Annotated in this window: 17 protein-coding genes; 12 read left to right on the top strand and 5 right to left on the bottom strand. The window is 65.2% G+C overall.

Features of this window, described 5'->3' with window-relative positions; all coding sequences use genetic code 11:
* Positions 1 to 201 precede the first annotated feature (201 nt).
* From QA600_RS02895 to QA600_RS02855, 9 genes are all read left to right on the top strand, one after another.
* Positions 202 to 1,263, top strand: a complete 1,062-nt coding sequence (locus tag QA600_RS02895) for a substrate-binding domain-containing protein (protein ID WP_278290456.1) — start codon at positions 202 to 204, stop codon at positions 1,261 to 1,263.
* A 197-nt stretch (positions 1,264 to 1,460) separates the two neighbouring features.
* On the top strand, positions 1,461 to 2,351 hold the full coding sequence (locus QA600_RS02890; protein WP_278290455.1) for a hypothetical protein: 891 nt from the start codon (positions 1,461 to 1,463) through the stop codon (positions 2,349 to 2,351).
* Positions 2,348 to 3,859 (top strand): tripartite tricarboxylate transporter permease, encoded by a 1,512-nt coding sequence (locus QA600_RS02885; protein ID WP_278290454.1) that lies wholly within the window; start codon positions 2,348 to 2,350, stop codon positions 3,857 to 3,859. The genes QA600_RS02890 and QA600_RS02885 overlap by 4 nt, the downstream gene beginning before the upstream one ends.
* An 81-nt stretch (positions 3,860 to 3,940) precedes the next feature.
* The gene (locus QA600_RS02880) at positions 3,941 to 5,179 is read left to right on the top strand and encodes an ArgE/DapE family deacylase (protein WP_278290453.1); all 1,239 of its coding nucleotides are present in this window, start codon (positions 3,941 to 3,943) and stop codon (positions 5,177 to 5,179) included.
* A gap of 48 nt (positions 5,180 to 5,227) precedes the next feature.
* Positions 5,228 to 6,013 carry an alpha/beta hydrolase gene (locus QA600_RS02875; RefSeq protein WP_278290452.1) on the top strand — a complete coding sequence of 262 codons (786 nt, stop codon included), beginning with the start codon at positions 5,228 to 5,230 and terminating at the stop codon, positions 6,011 to 6,013.
* A gap of 42 nt (positions 6,014 to 6,055) precedes the next feature.
* The gene (locus QA600_RS02870) at positions 6,056 to 7,273 is read left to right on the top strand and encodes an AMP-binding protein (protein WP_278290451.1); all 1,218 of its coding nucleotides are present in this window, start codon (positions 6,056 to 6,058) and stop codon (positions 7,271 to 7,273) included.
* Positions 7,274 to 7,376: 103 nt separating this feature from the next.
* Positions 7,377 to 8,108, top strand: a complete 732-nt coding sequence (locus tag QA600_RS02865; protein WP_278290450.1) for a type 1 glutamine amidotransferase — start codon at positions 7,377 to 7,379, stop codon at positions 8,106 to 8,108.
* Positions 8,109 to 8,215: 107 nt separating this feature from the next.
* Positions 8,216 to 8,494, top strand: a complete 279-nt coding sequence (locus QA600_RS02860; protein ID WP_278290449.1) for a hypothetical protein — start codon at positions 8,216 to 8,218, stop codon at positions 8,492 to 8,494.
* The gene (locus QA600_RS02855; RefSeq protein WP_278290448.1) at positions 8,491 to 8,922 is read left to right on the top strand and encodes a PIN domain-containing protein; all 432 of its coding nucleotides are present in this window, start codon (positions 8,491 to 8,493) and stop codon (positions 8,920 to 8,922) included. The genes QA600_RS02860 and QA600_RS02855 overlap by 4 nt, the downstream gene beginning before the upstream one ends.
* A gap of 455 nt (positions 8,923 to 9,377) precedes the next feature.
* Here QA600_RS02855 and QA600_RS02850 read toward each other — a convergent pair whose 3' ends face one another.
* Positions 9,378 to 11,579 (bottom strand): (Fe-S)-binding protein, encoded by a 2,202-nt coding sequence (locus QA600_RS02850; RefSeq protein WP_278290447.1) that lies wholly within the window; start codon positions 11,577 to 11,579, stop codon positions 9,378 to 9,380.
* A gap of 165 nt (positions 11,580 to 11,744) precedes the next feature.
* Here QA600_RS02850 and QA600_RS02845 point away from each other — a divergent pair, with 165 nt between their 5' ends.
* Both QA600_RS02845 and QA600_RS02840 read left to right on the top strand, forming a co-directional pair.
* The gene (locus QA600_RS02845) at positions 11,745 to 12,335 is read left to right on the top strand and encodes a hypothetical protein (protein ID WP_005554781.1); all 591 of its coding nucleotides are present in this window, start codon (positions 11,745 to 11,747) and stop codon (positions 12,333 to 12,335) included.
* A gap of 61 nt (positions 12,336 to 12,396) precedes the next feature.
* Positions 12,397 to 13,077 (top strand): hypothetical protein, encoded by a 681-nt coding sequence (locus tag QA600_RS02840; RefSeq protein ID WP_278290446.1) that lies wholly within the window; start codon positions 12,397 to 12,399, stop codon positions 13,075 to 13,077.
* Between the two features lie 25 nt (positions 13,078 to 13,102).
* On the opposite strand, the gene QA600_RS02835 is transcribed toward QA600_RS02840, so the two are convergent.
* Genes QA600_RS02835 through QA600_RS02825 form a run of 3 tightly spaced genes read right to left on the bottom strand, consistent with a single transcriptional unit; the run spans position 13,103 to position 14,565 of the window.
* Entirely contained in the window at positions 13,103 to 13,687 is a 585-nt protein-coding gene (locus QA600_RS02835) for an L-threonylcarbamoyladenylate synthase (protein ID WP_278290445.1), read from the bottom strand.
* A gap of 39 nt (positions 13,688 to 13,726) precedes the next feature.
* Positions 13,727 to 14,233 (bottom strand): redoxin domain-containing protein, encoded by a 507-nt coding sequence (locus QA600_RS02830; RefSeq protein WP_278290444.1) that lies wholly within the window; start codon positions 14,231 to 14,233, stop codon positions 13,727 to 13,729.
* Positions 14,233 to 14,565, bottom strand: coding sequence for a glutaredoxin (locus QA600_RS02825; protein ID WP_278290443.1), 333 nt, complete (start codon positions 14,563 to 14,565; stop codon positions 14,233 to 14,235). Before QA600_RS02825 ends, QA600_RS02830 begins: the two co-directional genes overlap by 1 nt.
* 95 nt (positions 14,566 to 14,660) lie before the next feature.
* Between QA600_RS02825 and QA600_RS02820 the strand changes: the two genes are divergently transcribed.
* Positions 14,661 to 16,049: a hemolysin family protein gene (locus QA600_RS02820; protein ID WP_278290442.1), complete on the top strand. Its 1,389-nt coding sequence runs from the start codon at positions 14,661 to 14,663 to the stop codon at positions 16,047 to 16,049.
* On the opposite strand, the gene QA600_RS02815 is transcribed toward QA600_RS02820, so the two are convergent.
* Positions 16,046 to 16,750 (bottom strand): hypothetical protein, encoded by a 705-nt coding sequence (locus tag QA600_RS02815; protein ID WP_278290441.1) that lies wholly within the window; start codon positions 16,748 to 16,750, stop codon positions 16,046 to 16,048. The two genes, QA600_RS02820 and QA600_RS02815, sit on opposite strands and share 4 nt — an antisense overlap.
* Positions 16,751 to 16,779 lie beyond the last annotated feature (29 nt).

Here is a 16,779-nt window from a genome sequence, read left to right as displayed (position 1 = left end):
GGGTGGTACGAACGATATATGTACGGACAGTAGGGGCCATATATATCAGAGGGCAAATACAAATATACTAAACAGACACTACAGATCTTGTGCAATTATTTACACGAGGTCTTATTCTAACCATTCTGCTAATGATTTTTCCTGTTCCCGAGCATCGCATCCAAAACTATTATATACTCTTGATTCATGTTCTCGGCTATCATGGACCGTCGAACGTTTGTCCAGACAACGGGTGCAGTTGGGGCTGTGGGACTGACCGGTCTTGCCGGATGCCTCGGCGAGGATGATAACGGGGACGCTGACGACTTCCCCTCGGAGTCGCTGACGTGGATGATCCCCTGGGGAGAGGGTGGCGGAACGGACACGTACGCCCGTCAGATGGCGCCGCTGATGGAGGACCCGCTCGATCAGTCGATCGAGATCGATAACCGGGAGGGCGCCGGCAGCATGCTCGGAAGCGAGTGGCTCGTCCAGCAGGACCCCGACGGCTACACGTTCGGGACCGTCAACCCGCCGGGATGGAGTTTCACCTGGCGGGCCCAGGAGGTGGACGCCTGGGAACCGGAGGATCTCGAGCCGATCGCCTACTCCGGCGTCTTCGGCTACACGCTCATCGTAAACGACGATGCCGCCGAGGATGCCGGCGGAATCGACGACTTCGAGTCGCTTCGGGACGCGTACGCCGACGACGAGATCAGCGGCTTCGGCTATCAGGGCGCCGGCAGCGACAGTCACCTGACGACGCTGTTGCTACGCGAAGAGTACGATCTCGACTACGACAGCGCCGTCCCCTACGACGGGGGCGGTCCCACCATGGAGGCGGTGATCGGCGGCGAGGTGGCGGCCGGGTTCGCGACGAACACCTCCGCCGTCGCCGCCGAGGAGTCCGGCGAGGCGACCGCTATCGTCAACCTGATGGATATCGACCTCGACCACGTCTTCCCCGATATCGATCCGATCACGGACTACGGTGACAGCCTCGCCTGGATCACGGAGTTCTACCAGGTACAGGTCGCGCCGCCGGACACCCCCGAGGAGGAACGGGAGATTCTCATGGACGCGATCCAGGAGGCGACCGAACACGAAGAGACCCAGGAGTGGGAAGAGGAGACCGGAAACATCGTCGAGTTCGGCGACATGGACGACGCCGCAGACCAGTACGTCGGCAGCGTCGAGGAAATCGAATCACAGGTCGACGAGTCGATCGGCGGCTTCGACGAGTTCCAGCAGATGGTCGAAGAGGAAGAGGACGAAGAGGAGTAGCCTTCGGAGCCGGAACATCGAAGCCGATCCCGACTCGAGACGCCGACTACGTTGCTTTCGAGGCCACGAAAAAGAGAGATGTCACAGAACAAGTTTACTGCTACCGACGCCACTCGAAGCTCTCGCGAACGACGCCGTACCGAGACCAGCACCGATCGAGATTCGGTCGAACTCAACGCCGTTAGACGGAACCAGCCATGGAACAGGACGACACCGTAGGCTCGATCGCGGACCGCGTTCGAGCCCCCCTCGAGACGGTGCTGGGCGAGCGACCGACGATGGAACACGTCCTGTTGCTGTTGTTTCTCGTCGTCGGGGTCTACATGTACCAGGGCGCTTCCGAGTTCGCGCCGGACGCTCAGACGTTCCCACGGCTCATGGCCGGCGGGACGGCCGTTCTCGCTTTCCTCCTGCTTGCTCGTAACTACCTGACCGTCGTCGCCCCGCTGGTCGGCGCCGGCCTGGGTGCGTACCTCACGTACGACGGCGTTACCACGTTCCTCGCCGACGGCGGCGGGCTGGTGTCGCTCGTGGCGGGTGTCGGACTTCTGGTCGTGGTCGTCGGTTTCCGTGAGCGGTTCGGCGAGGGCGTCGAGTCGTTCGTCGCCGAGCCGATGCAGGTGATGGGAGATACGGATACGACCGATGCCATACCGGAGAGCGAGACCGAACACGAGGAACCGCCGGCCGACGAGGCCGACTCGGAAACGGCCGACGCTGACCGAGCGTCGAGCGGCGAGGAGAGCGATTCGGCAGCGATGTACGTCTACGAGATCGACGATCCGAAGGGACCGGTGGTTACCGGGGCGCTCTGTGTCGGGTACATGCTGTTGACGTTCACGATCGGAATGCTGTACGCGACACCGATCTTCGTTATCGCCTGGACGCTCTGGGTTCGGATGGACGTCCCCAAAGCGGTCGCGCTCACCGTTCTCAGCTTCGTCACTGCCTACCTCTTCTACGACCTGATTCAGGACGATATCGCCGAAGGGTGGCTCACCGGCTGGGAGCTCCCAGCGCCGGACGATCTGCTCGGTCTCTGGATCCACGCTGGTGACCTGTTCCAGTGGGGCGTGGTGATCGGATGACGGTCGAATCGTTCGTCGGTGCGATCGAGGCACTTCTGACGGTCGAGACGATGATCTGGCTGCTGGCCGGTGTCATTATCGGCATTATCGTTGGCGGACTGCCCGGGCTCGGGCCACCGCTGGGAATGGCGATTATTCTGCCGCTGACGTTACCGCTCGACGCGGCAAACGCGATTATTCTGTTGGTCGGGGTCTACAGTGGTTCGATGTACGGCGGCTCGATCGCTGCGATCCTGATCAACACGCCGGGGGTGTCCTCCTCGGCAGCGACGATGTTCGACGGCTATCCGATGTCCCAACAGGGACGAGCGGCGACGGCACTCGCCATCTCGGCGACCGCCTCGGCGTTCGCCGGCCTCTTTACGATCGCCGCGTTGATTCTGTTCTCGCCCGCGCTGATCGAGATGGTCCTGGCGGTCGGAACGCCCGAGCGGTTCCTCGTGGCGATCCTTGGACTGGCGATGATTACGGTCGTCACCCGTGGATCGTTCGCAAAGGGGCTCCTCGCGGGCGTCGCGGGGTTGCTGGTCACGACCGTGGGCATCGCACCGATGTCGCTCGACCAGCGCTACAGCGAGACGATGTACCTCTACGACGGCATCGACTTCGTCGCCGTCCTGATCGGGCTGTTCGCGATCGCGGAGATGATGAAACTCGCCGGCCAGGAGGGCGGCATCGCCAAGGGCGAGGTCACGATCGACAGAGCCGGCATCACCGAAGGGGTCCGGTCGACGCTCAACCATCCGATCACGGTGTTCAAGTCCGCGAACATCGGGATGATCGTCGGCGCGATCCCCGGTGCAGGCGCGACGGTATCTAACTTCGTCGCCTACTCCGAGGCGGTCCGCTCCTCGAGCGACCCTGACTCGTTCGGCTCGGGCAACGAGATCGGCGTCATCGCCTCGGAGGCGTCGAACAACGGGACCGTCGCGGGGTCGCTCGTCCCCGCCATCTCCTTTGGTATTCCGGGGAGTTCGTCGACGGCCGTCCTCATCGGCGGCCTACTCATGCACGACCTCCGGCCGGGGCCGAGCATGTTCGATCCCAGCGGCGAACTGACGCTGACGTACACGATGTTGCTGGCGCTGCTCGTCGGCAACGTCGTCATCCTGCTGTTCGGACTGTCGATGGTGACCCAGCTCGGCTACCTCACCAAGATCGACACGGACTACATCATCCCGATGGTCGTCGTCCTCTCGTTCCTGGGCACCTACGCCCTGCGGATCAACCCGATCGACATCCTCACCGTGATCGTCTTCGGGATCATCGGCTTCTACATGGTCCGGTACAACTACTCCGTGATCGCGTTCGTTCTCGGAGTCGTGCTGGGCGATATCGCCGAGGAGAACCTCTACACCGCGTTGCAGCTCTCGGACGGCTCGTTCATGATCTTCGTGAACCCGCTCGAGTACGGACGGTGGCTGTCGTTTATCCTGAGCGTCCTGATCGTCCTGCTCATCTTCGGGCCGTACGTCAAGCAGTGGTGGGAGCGGCGACAAGCGGCCTGACCCGCTCCAGCTACCATACTCGATTTCTACCGCTCGACGGCCTGTCGCTGCTCTTTTGGTCCGTCCGTCGCTCTCTCGAGTATGACCTTCGCGACGACGTGGGAGGCTGATCTGAAGTCGTTCGTCGACGAGCTGTGCCGGTTCGATACGACCGCGGGAAACGAGGCGCCCGCCCAGCAGTGGGTCCGCGACACCCTCGAGTCGGCCGGTTTCGAAACCTACCGATGGGAGGCCGACGCGGAGACGCTCGCCGACCACCCCTCGTTTCCCGACGATCCCGCCGAGATCGAGACGACTGACAGGCCGAGCGTCGGCGGCGTGCTCGAGTTCGGCGATCCCCATGCGGGACGGACGCTCGTCTTGAACGGCCATATCGACGTGGTGCCGGCGGGCAGCGGCTGGGAGGGGGATCCGTTCGAACCCCGGTGGGCAGACGGAAAGCTCACCGTTCGGGGCGCCGCGGACATGAAGTGCGGGCTGGCGGCCTGCGTGTTCGCGGCGCGCCACCTCGAGGCCTCGAGCCCCGAGATCGACGGCCGGCTCGTCGTCGAGAGCGTCGCCGGCGAGGAGGAGGGCGGGATCGGGGCGGCCGCCGCGGCCCTGGATAACCCCTACCCGTTCGAGCGGGACGTGGCAATCGTCGCCGAGCCGACCGACTGCAGCCCGGTAATCGCGACCGAGGGAAGCCTCATGAAGCGGCTCCGGCTCGAGGGCCGTTCCGCTCACGCGGCGATGCGCTGGCGCGGCGAGTCGGTGCTGCCCGCGTTCGAGCGAATCCGTCGGGCACTCGAGGAACTCGAGGCCGAACGCGGCGAACGCGTCACCCACCCGCTGTACGAGGGGTTCCCGATCCCGTGGCCGGTCTGTGTCGGCCGTCTCGAGGCGGGACGCTGGGCGTCATCGGTCGCCGACGAGCTCGTCGCCGAGATCCGAATCGGCGTCGCGCCGGGCGAGACCGTCGACGAGGTCGAGCGGGAGTTCGACCGGCGGCTGGCCGAGGTCGTCGCCGAAACCGACGTCGACTGCGAGTTCGAGCGATTCTCGATCCAGTTCGAACCCGCCGAGATCGAGGCCGACGAGCCGGTGGTCCGGGCGGTGCGGGCGGCGATGACGGCCCAGGGGCTCGAGGGGACCGACCCCCGGGCCGGAACCTACGGCGCCGACAGCCGCCACTACGTCGAGGCCGGAATTCCGACGGTGTTGTTCGGCCCGGGGAACATCGAGCAGGCGCACTTCCCCGAGGAGACGATCGCGTGGGACGACGTGCTCGTCGCGAGCGAGACCCTCGCCGCGGCCGCCGAGTCGTACCTCGCGGCCTGACCCTCGCGAACCGAAACCGACCTGAGCTGTGAACGCCACTCCTCGAGTATGTCAACCGTTTCGAACGACGGCGTCTCGCTGTACTACCGCCGCGAGGGCGACGGTCCGCCCGTCCTCTTCGTCTCCGAGGCCGGCCTTGGCGGCTGGTCGTGGGGGTGGCAACACGCCGCGCTGACCGGTCCCTACGAGACCGTCGTCTGGGATTTCCGCGGAACCGGTCGATCCGACGCACCGTCCGGGCCGTACTCGATGGCGACGCTCGTCGACGATCTCGAGACGATTCTCGCCGCCGTTGACGCCCGGAACGCCCACCTCGTCGGTGCGGGGCTCGGCGGCGCGGTCGCGCTCGCCGCGGCTCGCGAGTCGACGCGGATCGCGACGCTGTCGCTGCTCGGCACGGCGGCCCACGGATCGGCGTTCGACCTCGAGCCCCTGCTCGCCTCGCCCGACGACCGCGCGGCGCTCCGGACCTCGCTCGAGTCGGCCCTTTCCGCGGAGTTCCGCGAGTCACAGCCCGAGGTCGTCGACGGCATCGTCGACTGGCGAGCCGACGGCGACGCCACCAGTGGGGGGTGGGAGGCACAGCTCGCCGCCCTCGAGGGGTTCGACGCCCGCGACTGGCTCGTCGAGGTGACCCAACCTGCACGCGTTATCCACGGCACCGCCGACGACCTCGTCTCACCCGAGGCGAGCCGCGAGCTGGCGTCCGGACTGCCCCGCGGCGAGTTCGTCCCGCTCGAGGGCGCGGGCCACCTCGTCGGGATCGAGCGCTCGCGGACGGTCAACGATCAGCTGCTTGGCTTTCTCGAGAACCGCTCGGCCGACGATCGGTGACGGCCGAGGGACGGCTTGCGCCTGTCCACCCGTGCTACTACGGTGTCAGCCGTCGAAGACGCCGTCGTGACTCTCTCGCTGGCCCGCCGCGCCGAGCGTTTCCCGGATCGGACGGCGATCGTCGACGTCTCCGAGGACCGTCTCCACGCGCCGGCCGAGACCGTCCACGAGGACCGCGTCACCTACGCGGAGCTGTCCCGCATCGCGGGCCGGCTCGCCGGCGCGCTCGAGCAACGGGGCGTCGTCTCCGACGACACCGTCTGTCTCGTCACTCGAAACCGGGTAGCGTCGCTGGCGCTCGTCTTCGCCTGTCGCCGACTCGGGGCGACGCTCGCCCCGATCTCGCACCGGCTGACGCCCGCGACGGTGACTCGCCCGTTCGAGGTGCTCGAGCCCGCCATCGTCGTCGCCGAGGCGGCCCAGCGGGACCTCGTGCGCTCGATCCCCCACGATCGAACCGTCACGCTCGAGGAGCTCGCGAAGACCGACGCGTCCGCCGTCGACGCCGGAACGGAGCGGACCGACGACGCCGGACCGTTGCTCGCGATCCACGACGACTCGGGCGAGTCGGTGGCGATCCTCTCGTCGGAGACCGTCGAGTGGAACTGTATCGACGCCGTCCTCGAGTGGGACCTCTCCCGCGAGGACTCGGGGTTCGTCCTCGATCCGCTCTCGACGGCCGACGGACTGTTCCGAACCGCGCTCCCCGTGCTGTACGCCGGCGGCCGGCTCCTGATCGACCGTGCGTTCGATCCCGGTGACACGCTGCGGGCGATCGACGGGAGCGGGGTGACGGTCGTCTCCGGCCGACAGGCCCCGATCCGCGAACTCACAACCCACGAGAACGCCGACGCGCTCGCAGGTCTCGAGCGCGCGATCTGCGACCACACCGTCGAAGAAGAGTCCGTGGAGCCGCTGCTCGAGTACGGCGTCACGGTTTCACGGGCCTACGGCGCGCCGGTGTGCCCCACAGCGGCGACTCGGACGGTGGCGGGACCGACGGACGACGACGCGATCGGGAGGCCAGTGCTCGACTGTGACGCGCGACTGGTCGACGACGAGGGGGGCGTACTCGAGGGCGAGGCGACGGGACAGTTGCGACTCTCCGGCCCGGTGGTCGCCGATGGGTACGCAACACCTGCCGACGACGGTGACGGCAGCGAGACGGACTCGAGGTCGGCACCGGGGTTCGTCGACGGCTGGTTCGACACCGGCGAGCGGTTCCGCCGGCGCGACGATGGGAGCTACCACCGGCCGTGAGGACGTTATCGGCTCACGACTACTCGATTCCGTGGCTCCAAACTTCCGGCAACGCCCGGCCGTAGCAGAAGGCATTTTTCCTCCGAGCGGCCAGGGAGTGGTGATGGGTCAGCTACGCATCGCCGTCCTGAACGCGGCTCACGAGGACGCGAACACCACGAGAAACTTTCGACGCGAACTCGACGCCTCGCTGGCGGAGTTCGATATCACACAGGGGGAACTACCCGAGACGTTCGCCTTCGACGGCGCCGTCGTCACGGGATCGCGAACGTCCGTCTACTGGGACGAGGAGTGGATCCACGCGACCAAGGAGTGGGTCGACGAGGCGATCGCTCGCGACGTGCCGTTCCTGGGGATCTGTTGGGGCCACCAGCTGCTCGCGGACGTCCTCGGGGGAACGGTCGAGGATATGGGTACCTACGAAGTGGGCTACAGTCGGGTCGAACACTTCGGGGGATCTCGACTGTTCGACGGGATCTCGAGCGAGTTCACCGTCTTTACGAGTCACGCCGACGAGGTCTCGACGCTGCCCGACGGCGCCGAACCGCTCGCCGAGAACGACTACTCCAACCACGGCTTCCGCAAAGATCGGGTCTTCGGCGTCCAGTTCCACCCGGAGTACGACCAGAAGACGGCCCGCGAACTCGTTCATCGCAAGGAGCTATCGGACGAGCGCCGCGACTCGGTGCTCGCTGAGATCACCGACGAGAACTATCGGAAGGCGGGCGAGGCGAAGCTCGTCTTCGAGAACTTCCTCGAGTACGTCGCGGAACTGCAGTCGGCCGAGGCCACCTCGAGCGGAGCGACGTCGACGCGAGCCGGATCCTCGGACTGAGTATACGTTTTCGGATTCGCTCGATCTACACTCCCGGCTTCGATTTTCGAGTAGCCCGGCGGAACTCGGCGGAACAGTTTTCTCAGTAGCATCCGCTACTAGCCGCTATGAGCACCTCGGTCAAAGTCACGGACACGACGAAATCTCGACTCGAGGAGTTACAGGCTGAGATCCGGCTCGAGACGGGTCAGAACGTCACCCAACAGGAGCTGCTCGAACGAATCGTCACCGACACGTACGAGTCGAAGGAGGAACTGATCGAGTCGTTTCGCGACGATTTCGAGCCGCTGTCCGACGACGAGATCGAGCAGTGGCTCGCCGGAAGCTCGGACTGGGGCGTCGAGACGAGCGAAGACGACATCGATGACGTGCTGTACGGAGAATGAGTGTTCTCATCGATACGGGCGTTTTCGTCGCTGTGCAGAACGATCGAGACCACCATCACGACGCCGCGACGGGGGCACTGGCGGCCGTTTTGGCTGGTGAGTTTGGAGCGCCGTACACTACCGATTACGTCTACGATGAGGCCGTCACGCTCGCTCGGAAACGAACCGGAACGCACCGCGAAGCCCGTCTCGTTGGGGACCGGATTGCAGGTCGTGGTTCGTTTCCCGGTGGAATCGAACTCCTGATCGTAACCCGGGATCGGTTCGAACGGACGGTTCGGACCTTCGAACGGTACGACGACCACGACCTCAGCTTCACCGATGCGAGTCTCGTTTCGCTGATCGAGAACGACGGAATCGACGCCGTGCTCAGCTTCGACGATGATTTCGATGGAATCGTCGATCGGATCGATCCGCGGTCGATATAGTCGGCACTCGCGTCAGGACAAACACGGAACGAGCTAACAGTAGTTGGCACTACGTCCGCACTCAGTTGCGGTGCTGAATCCGAATTGGTCGATTCAGTACGTAGCGATGCACACGTACCTTTTTCTCGTCGGGTTCGCTCGCGTTGCTCGCTCACCACTCTCTGCTCACGGGCGCTTCGCGCCCGTTCGCATGGTCAGTGGGACCGCCGGTCCCACTCGACTCCAAAAATCTACGCTAAAAAGCTGCCTCCGCGAGCTTCGCCCGCTTCGGCGGGGAACCGCTCGCTTCGTCTTCGCGCGGCGCCGCGCGAACGGTCCGCGGAACGGAACGTTCCGCGCTACTCGCGGATGCTGGCCGTGATATCGCCTTCGCCTGTACGTAACGCGAGTTTCACGCGGTAGGATCGAACAAAGAAACGATACTACGATCTGCTGCTATTCGAACCGCCCCTGGCTCAGTCGGCCGCCGCGGTCTCGAGCCCCGCTTTCTCCCGCGCGCCAATCGCCTCGACGAGCAGTTCGGCGACGTCGACGATCTCGATCTCGTCCTCGAAACCGCCGGTCTTGCGGCCGTCCTCGTACATCGTCATACACATCGGACAGGCGACGACGAATTTCTCGATCCCCGCCCCAGCAGCGGTATCCTCAAGGGCCTCCCGAAGCCGCTCCTCGCTGGGCTTTGGCTCCTCGTCGAACTCCATCCAGAGGCCACCGCCGCCGCCACCACAGCAAAAGGAATCGCCGCGGTTGCGGGGCATCTCCTCGAGTTCACAGCCCGTCGCTTCGATGATCTCGCGGGGGGCCTCGTACTCGTCGTTGTACCGCCCCAGGTGACAGGGGTCGTGGTAGGTGACCGTGTAGTCGAGTTCCGTCCCCGACAGCTCGAGTCGGCCCTCGGAGACGAGTTCCTCGACAGCCTGGGTCCAGTGGAGTACGTCGACTTCACCGTCGGCGTTCCATTGCTCCTCGTAGTCGAAGGGCATCATCGGATCGTCGGCGAACTCCTCGAAGTCGACCTCCGGGTATTCGTTTTTGAACGTGTTGTAGGAGTGGGGGTCCGTACAGACGATCGTGTCGAACTCGCAGTCCTCCCAGGTCTCGACGTGGTGGCCGGCGAGTTCGACGTAGAGGAACTCCTCGCCGACCCGGCGGATGTCGTTGCCGTCGTACTTTTCGTCGTCGAAGAGGATGCCGAAGCTGACGTCGGCCTCCTGGAGGATGGCCGCCAGCGAGCGGGCGACCTGCTTGTTGCGGTCGTCGTAGCTGGGGTAGTCGCCGACGTACCAGAGGTAGTCGACCTCCTCTTCGCGGGCGTCGGTAACGTCGAACTTGAGGTCGTCGGCCCAGTCGGCCCGGTTGCGCGGGCTGTCGCCGAAGGTGTTGCCGTTCTGCATGACGTTCTGGAAGACGTCCTGCATTCCTGGGTCGACGTCGCCCTGGTCGGTCATCTGGCGGTTGAGCCGGGTAAACGACTGGAGGTGTTCGATCTCGACGGGGCAGGCGTCCATGCAGGCCATACAGGCCATGCAGGACTCCATCGTCTCGGTGTCGATCACCGAAGTGCCGCCGTCGGCGATGATCGGTTGTTCCTCGCCGCCCTCGGCGCGGTGTTCGCGGTACTTCTTGAGGTCGAGGATGACGTTGCGCGGATCGAGCGGACGGTCCGAGGCCTTGGCGGGACAGACGGCAGAACAGCGTCCGCACTTGGTACAGGCGTCCTGGTCGAGCATCTCCTTCCAGGTGAAGTCCTCGATGGACTCGGCGTTCGTGGCGTCCAGATCGGCAGGGACGTTCGGCAGTCGCTTGCCGGCCTTCTCGTCGCGGGTGACGACGTTCGCGAACGAGGAAAGCATGTGGAACGGCTTGGCGTAGGGGATCCACGCGATGAAGAAGAAGGCGATCAGCGAGTGGGACCACCAGGCCAGCCAGTGGAAGGTCTCCGCATTGAAACCGAGGACGCCGAGTGCGGTGTAGTTCGGATCCGTGGCGGTCCCCTCGACGACGGGGAGGCCGATCGTCTGGAACAGCAGGGCGAGCCCCCAGCCGACGAAGCTGACAATCTCGTGGTCGGGCATCCCCGTCGCGTAGATGCGCAGTCCCTCGAGCAGGAAGCCGCCGACGCCCAGCGCGAACAGCGTCCAGATGAAGATGTCGTCCTCGCTCGAGGTGTGGCGATCCCAGAGGCGTTCGTTGCGAACCCAGTAGCGCCGATACATCGCCATCCCGATCCCGACGACGAACAGCAGCCCCATCGCGTCGACCATGAACTGGTAGGCGAGATAGAAGTCGCCGACCCAGAACGAGCCCTGGAACGGTTCCCAGAAGTAGCCGTCGACGAACAGGATCGTCGTCGCGATCAGCAGGGTCAGAAAGCCCCACATGATGAAGGCGTGCATCAGCCCGCCGTAGAGATCCCTGTCGAACTGCTTCTCGTTCGAGAGCACGATCTTCGTACTCGAGACGATCCGGCCCGCGAGGTCGTCGAGCCGGGCGAACGGATCGTCGTCGCCGGCCGTGTACCGCGTAAATCGTCTGTACACCCCGTAGAGGAAGACGAGAATCGTCACTGTTGCCAGGAGATAGAACAGCGCGTACTCCGTGCTGCTGAGTCCCCAGTACGTCTCCCTCGTCACCTCCGTCTGCGCGAGGACGTTCATGTTCAATTAGGCGGGGAGCCGTGACTTAATTCTTGTCACGAGATTGTCCCACGTACCCCTCCGTTGTCTTGCGTAAATTAACCAGATATTGTGAGTTCACGAACTGCCGGCCGCTACCCGTTCTGCCAACAGGCTTATATAGCCGCCCCCCGCGAGTGTCCACCCATGAACGAAAAAACGGAAGAACTCCGTGACATCTTCACCGAGGTTACCGACGGCGAGGAGACCGTCACGGAGGCCCAGGAGGACGACCGTGGCTCCCTCGAGAAGGACGAACGCACGGACCGGGAGCGCCTCGAGAGCGTCGTCACGCAGATGAACGAGCGCTACGGACTCGAGGGGCCGTTCTCGACCGACGACTACCTCCAGATCGCGGAGGGGTTCTACGACGATCGCTCCGACGCGGAGCTGGCCGAGGAGCTCGACGTCGCCGAGGACGACGTCTTCGAGGCCCGAATGTCGCTGCACCTGATCGACGAGAGCGACGCGGACGAGGTCGACCTCGCCGCGATCCGCGAGCGCGAGGAGGACGACGCCGCGCTCGCCGAGGAGTACGACGTCAGCGAGGAACGGATCGGTCGCTACCGTCGCGTCGCCGCGGCCCAGGACGAGTCCCGCGCGGCCAACGACCGCTACCGCGACGAGTTCGACAGCGTCCTCGCCGACGCCGACCTCTCCGAGCGTATGGCGACCGACGTCCGCGAGGACGGCCTCGAGGACGCGACCGAGGGGATGGAGACGGACGTCGACTTCTAGCGCGACGAGCTCCGCAGGGAGTAGACGAGGGTTTTTGTCCGAAGGCGCGGCCAGACCGCCCGTGTCACACGTCGCCTTCAGCGATCTCCGGACCGCCGCCTACTGCCCGCGGAAGTGTTACTACCAGCGCCGTCAGGACGCCGACGAGCGCGAACCTCCGCCCGAGGTTACGGAAATCCGGGGGCTCGAGCTCCGATACGAGTCCCTGCTCGAGGCGTCGATCGACGACCTCGCATCCGAACCGATCGATCTTCCGCCGGCAGCCTACCGCGACCGACTCGCCGAGACCCGACGACGACTCGAGGAAGCAAGCCACTGGCAGCGCCTCCGCGAGCCCGACGCCCGAACCGTCCTCGCGACCGGGCGCCACTGTCGCGGGATCGTCCACAAAGTTCTCCAGGACCCCCTCGAGCCCGTTCTCGTCTCGGCCGGAAAGCCCCCCGAGAACGGCGTCTGGGAGTCCCAGTCGGTCCACGCCGTCGCGGCCGCGAAGGCGCTGGCCTGGGAGCACGAGCGGCCGGTCGAACGAGCCTGGCTCGAGTACCCCGCCTACGGTGCGATCCGCCGGATCGATCTCACGACCCGACGGAAGGCGGGATATCGTCGGACGTTACGGGCGGTCCAGGAACTCGACGGGCCGCCGGCGCGGATCGACAACCGGGCGAAGTGCGGCGCCTGCGAGTTCGCCGAGCAGTGTGGCGTTCGAACGCGGACGCTGCGGTCGTTGCTCGGACTCGGGTAGCGGATCTCGAGTAGGCGGCGGTCGGTCACCGAGCGTCGAGCCAGTGTTCGATCTCGTCGGCCCGCGCACCGCGGCGGTGGATCGTCCCGCTCGAGACGTCGACGACGGTGCTTTCGGTCCCTGCCGTCTCGCCGCCGTCGATCGTCACCGCGACGGCCTCGCGGATCGACGGCTCGAGGTCGTCGATCCGGCGGACGCTTCCGCTCCCGCTGACGTTCGCGCTCGTCGACGTGATCGGCGTCCCGGCCCGCTCGCAGAGCCGGAGCGCGAGGTCGTGGTCCGGAACCCTGACCCCGACCCGATCCTCGCCCGCAGTTAGCTCGTCGGGGACGACCTCGCGTCGCCGACAGAGGACGGTCACGGGACCCGGGAGGAACCTCGCCATGAACTCGCGCTCGCGGTCGGTCGCGCGGACGTAGTCGAGCGCCGACGGGACCGACGGAACCGCCATCGAGACTGGTTTGGATCGGTCCCGCCCTTTCGCTTCGAACACCCGCTCGACGGCGTCGGGATCGACGGCGTTCGCACCGAGCCCGTAGACGGTCTCCGTCGGGTAGACGATCAGCTCGCCCTCTCGGATAGCGGTAGCGGCCGACTCGAGTTCGCTCATAGCTCTCGATCGGTTCGGCGACGCCAAAAACGCACCGCGTCAGTCGAGGCCGAACTCGGTCTCGACCTCGTCGTAGTCGGGAAACTCGGGCCACTCGTCGGCGACCCAGACCGTCTCGATCGATCGGTCGGCGTCGAGGGCGACGAACGCGAGTCGGGGCTCGCTGACGCCGGCCATCCCGTCGAGATCGTGGGCGATCCCGTAGTCGTCGGCGACCTCGTTGGTCGGATCGGCGAAAACCTCGACTGGCAGGTCGTTCTCGTCGAGGAACCTCGAGACCCCGTAGGGCGTCGAGGCCGTAACTCCGACGATCCGCTCCCCGCGCTCGAGCCAGCCTCGCTCGGCCAGCTCGCTCCAGACGTACTTGGCGACGAACGAGCCGATCATCGGCGTGAAGACGAGGACCGTTCGGCCGTCGACCAGCTCCGCCAGCGACCGATCCTCCCAGAACTCGTCGGTAACGAGGGGTCTGGTGAAGTCGGGCGCCGTCTCGCCGGGCTCGAGGTGATCGGCCGGCCCGAGTTCGACGACGTCGAACTCGGGCATCAGTCGTCACCTCCGGTTTCGGCGGTCGCCCTGTCGGCGGCAGCCGAGCCGGTCGGCGGGCCGTCGCCATAGGTCGACTCGAGGTAGTCGACGATGTTAGGGCTCTCGGCCATCGTCACGCCGGTCTCGTCGTCGACGATGACCGGCACGGTGCGGACGCCGGCGACGCGCTTGACGACGTCCCGGCGGGAGTGCAACGGCTCGACGAACCGCGAGCGGTACTCGAGTCCCAGCTCTCCGAGCGTGCGAGCGACGCGCTCGCAGTACGGACACGCCTGGAGCCGATAGAAGGTGATCGCCGGCTCGTCGTCGCGGCTGGTGGCTTCGGACATGGCCGTTCGTTGGGGAACGGGCGGGGTAAACGTGTCGTCGGGAAAGGGCAAAGAATGGTAAACGGTTAACCGATCGGGTGTCAAGTCAGGACATCATGGCGTTGTCTCCGCTGCTCGAGGTCGTGCTCGCCGCCTACGAGGTCCCGTTTCTGGATCTCGAGTTCGACGAGTCGACCGTGACGATCTTCGGCGTTCTCGCTGTCACGGTGCTCATTCTGCTGTCGGGATTCTTCTCCTCGTCGGAGATCGCGATGTTCAACCTCGCGAAACACCGCCTCGACGGGATGGTCGAGGACGGCGTCGAGGGCGCCGAGCTGGTGAAGGCGCTCAAGGACGACCCCCACCGGCTGCTCGTGACGATCCTCGTCGGCAACAACATCGTCAACATCGCGATGTCCTCGATCGCCACAGCCGTCCTTTCGATTCACTTCGGCGGGCTGGTCGGCGTGTTGCTCGCGACGTTCGGTATCACGGCGATCGTGTTGCTGTTCGGCGAGAGCGTTCCCAAGTCCTACGCGGTCGAGAACACCGAGTCGTGGGCGGTCCGCATCTCGAAGCCGCTCAAGACCACCGAGTACGTGCTGTATCCCCTGATCGTTCTCTTCGACTACCTGACACGACAGGTGAACAAGCTCACCGGCTCGACGGGGGCGATCGAGACGCCCTACGTCACCCGCGACGAGATCCAGGAGATGATCGAGTCGGGCGAACGGGAGGGCGTCCTGGAGGAGGAAGAACACGAGATGCTCACCCGGATCTTCCGGTTCAACCAGACGATCGTCAAGGAGGTGATGACGCCGCGACTCGACATGACGGCGGTTCCAAAGGATGCGACGATCGACGAGGCGATCGAGACCTGTATCCAGAGCGGTCACGCTCGCGTTCCGGTGTACGAGGGAAGCCTCGACAACGTCCAGGGTGTCGTCCACATCCGCGACCTCGTTCGGGATCTCAACTACGGCGAGACCGAGGCCGACGACCTCGAGCTCGTCGACCTGATCCAGCCGACGCTGCACGTCCCCGAGTCGAAGAACGTCGACGAACTGCTGACCGAGATGCGCGAAAACCGGATGCACATGGCGATCGTAATCGACGAGTTCGGCACCACTGAGGGGCTCGTGACAATGGAGGACATGGTCGAGGAGATCATCGGCGAGATCCTGGAGGGTGGCGAGGATCTGCCGATCGAGGAGATCGACGCCGACACCGTCCTCGTCCGCGGCGAGGTCAACATCGAGGACGTCAACGAGGCCCTCGAGATCGAGCTTCCGGAGGGCGAGGAGTTCGAGACGATCGCCGGCTTCATCTTCAACCGCGCGGGCCGACTCGTCGAGGAAGGCGAGGAGATCGAGTTTGACGGCGTCCGCATCACGGTCGAGGCCGTCGAGAACACCCGCATCATGAAGGCGCGACTGCACAAGCTCGAGCGCCACGAGGGAAGCGAGGACGAGGCCGACGAACTCGAGGAGACCGACGCGAACTAGCGGGCGTCGACAGCGGCGACGACCTCCCGAGCGACTCGAGGCGGAACGACGATCCGCCGCGGACCCTGGACGTACCGGCCGTCGGGCTGTGCGTAGTCGAAGTTGACGATCGCGACGTCGCCGATCTGACGGACGGAAGCGTCCGTTATTAGGTCGAGATCGATCGACTGGTCGGGATCGTAGAGGTAGACCGTGCGTTCGTCGGGGTTGTAGGCGCCGACCGAGCGCAGGAACGACGCGAGCAGGATCGCGACGAGCGCCAGTGGCAGGGACAGCGCGGCCAGTCCGGTGAACGGGCCGGCACCGACGCCGCCCAGCAACCCCTGCTGTGAGACGATGCGACCGGCGATCATCAGCGAGCCGATGAGGACGACCATCGCTACCGTTCCCAGCGTGGCGTCTCTCGCCCGGCTGAGCGAGGTGCCGGAGGGAACCGATACTGACAGCCGACCGAAGATCCGCTCGAGCTGTCGTTCGGCGTTGTCCGAGACGGCGAACGCGAGCGCGGTAATGAGGAGTGCGACCAGCGCGGCGGCGACGATCGACTGACCGCCGACCTGGGTGGCCATATCGAACAGCCGCCAGAAGACGATGATGACGGTTACGGCGAAGAAGGTCCCGACGCCGAGCGACCAGAGGAGCCGAACGGTGCGAGAGGTGTCGGGATCCCGTCGCCACTGGATCGGTTCGGTCGCGCCCATACTCGACCTTCGCCACCGGCCGTGTAAAG

Source organism: Natronococcus sp. A-GB1 (assembly GCF_029688845.1).
Taxonomy (GTDB): Archaea; Halobacteriota; Halobacteria; order Halobacteriales; family Natrialbaceae; genus Natronococcus.
The sequence above is the reverse complement of the archived record's forward strand: the minus strand, read 5'-3'. Positions and strand labels throughout refer to the sequence as shown.

Bases quoted from the DNA above. Each gene is read 5' to 3' on its own strand.
- QA600_RS02895 (WP_278290456.1), top strand. From the start codon at position 202: ATGGACCGTCGAACGTTTGTCCAGACAACGGGTGCAGTTGGGGCTGTG.
- QA600_RS02890 (WP_278290455.1), top strand. From the start codon at position 1,461: ATGGAACAGGACGACACCGTAGGCTCGATCGCGGACCGCGTTCGAGCC.
- QA600_RS02885 (WP_278290454.1), top strand. From the start codon at position 2,348: ATGACGGTCGAATCGTTCGTCGGTGCGATCGAGGCACTTCTGACGGTC.
- QA600_RS02880 (WP_278290453.1), top strand. From the start codon at position 3,941: ATGACCTTCGCGACGACGTGGGAGGCTGATCTGAAGTCGTTCGTCGAC.
- QA600_RS02875 (WP_278290452.1), top strand. From the start codon at position 5,228: ATGTCAACCGTTTCGAACGACGGCGTCTCGCTGTACTACCGCCGCGAG.
- QA600_RS02865 (WP_278290450.1), top strand. From the start codon at position 7,377: ATGGGTCAGCTACGCATCGCCGTCCTGAACGCGGCTCACGAGGACGCG.
- QA600_RS02860 (WP_278290449.1), top strand. From the start codon at position 8,216: ATGAGCACCTCGGTCAAAGTCACGGACACGACGAAATCTCGACTCGAG.
- QA600_RS02855 (WP_278290448.1), top strand. From the start codon at position 8,491: ATGAGTGTTCTCATCGATACGGGCGTTTTCGTCGCTGTGCAGAACGAT.
- QA600_RS02850 (WP_278290447.1), bottom strand. From the start codon at position 11,579: ATGAACGTCCTCGCGCAGACGGAGGTGACGAGGGAGACGTACTGGGGA.
- QA600_RS02845 (WP_005554781.1), top strand. From the start codon at position 11,745: ATGAACGAAAAAACGGAAGAACTCCGTGACATCTTCACCGAGGTTACC.
- QA600_RS02835 (WP_278290445.1), bottom strand. From the start codon at position 13,687: ATGAGCGAACTCGAGTCGGCCGCTACCGCTATCCGAGAGGGCGAGCTG.
- QA600_RS02830 (WP_278290444.1), bottom strand. From the start codon at position 14,233: ATGCCCGAGTTCGACGTCGTCGAACTCGGGCCGGCCGATCACCTCGAG.
- QA600_RS02825 (WP_278290443.1), bottom strand. From the start codon at position 14,565: ATGTCCGAAGCCACCAGCCGCGACGACGAGCCGGCGATCACCTTCTAT.
- QA600_RS02820 (WP_278290442.1), top strand. From the start codon at position 14,661: ATGGCGTTGTCTCCGCTGCTCGAGGTCGTGCTCGCCGCCTACGAGGTC.
- QA600_RS02815 (WP_278290441.1), bottom strand. From the start codon at position 16,750: ATGGGCGCGACCGAACCGATCCAGTGGCGACGGGATCCCGACACCTCT.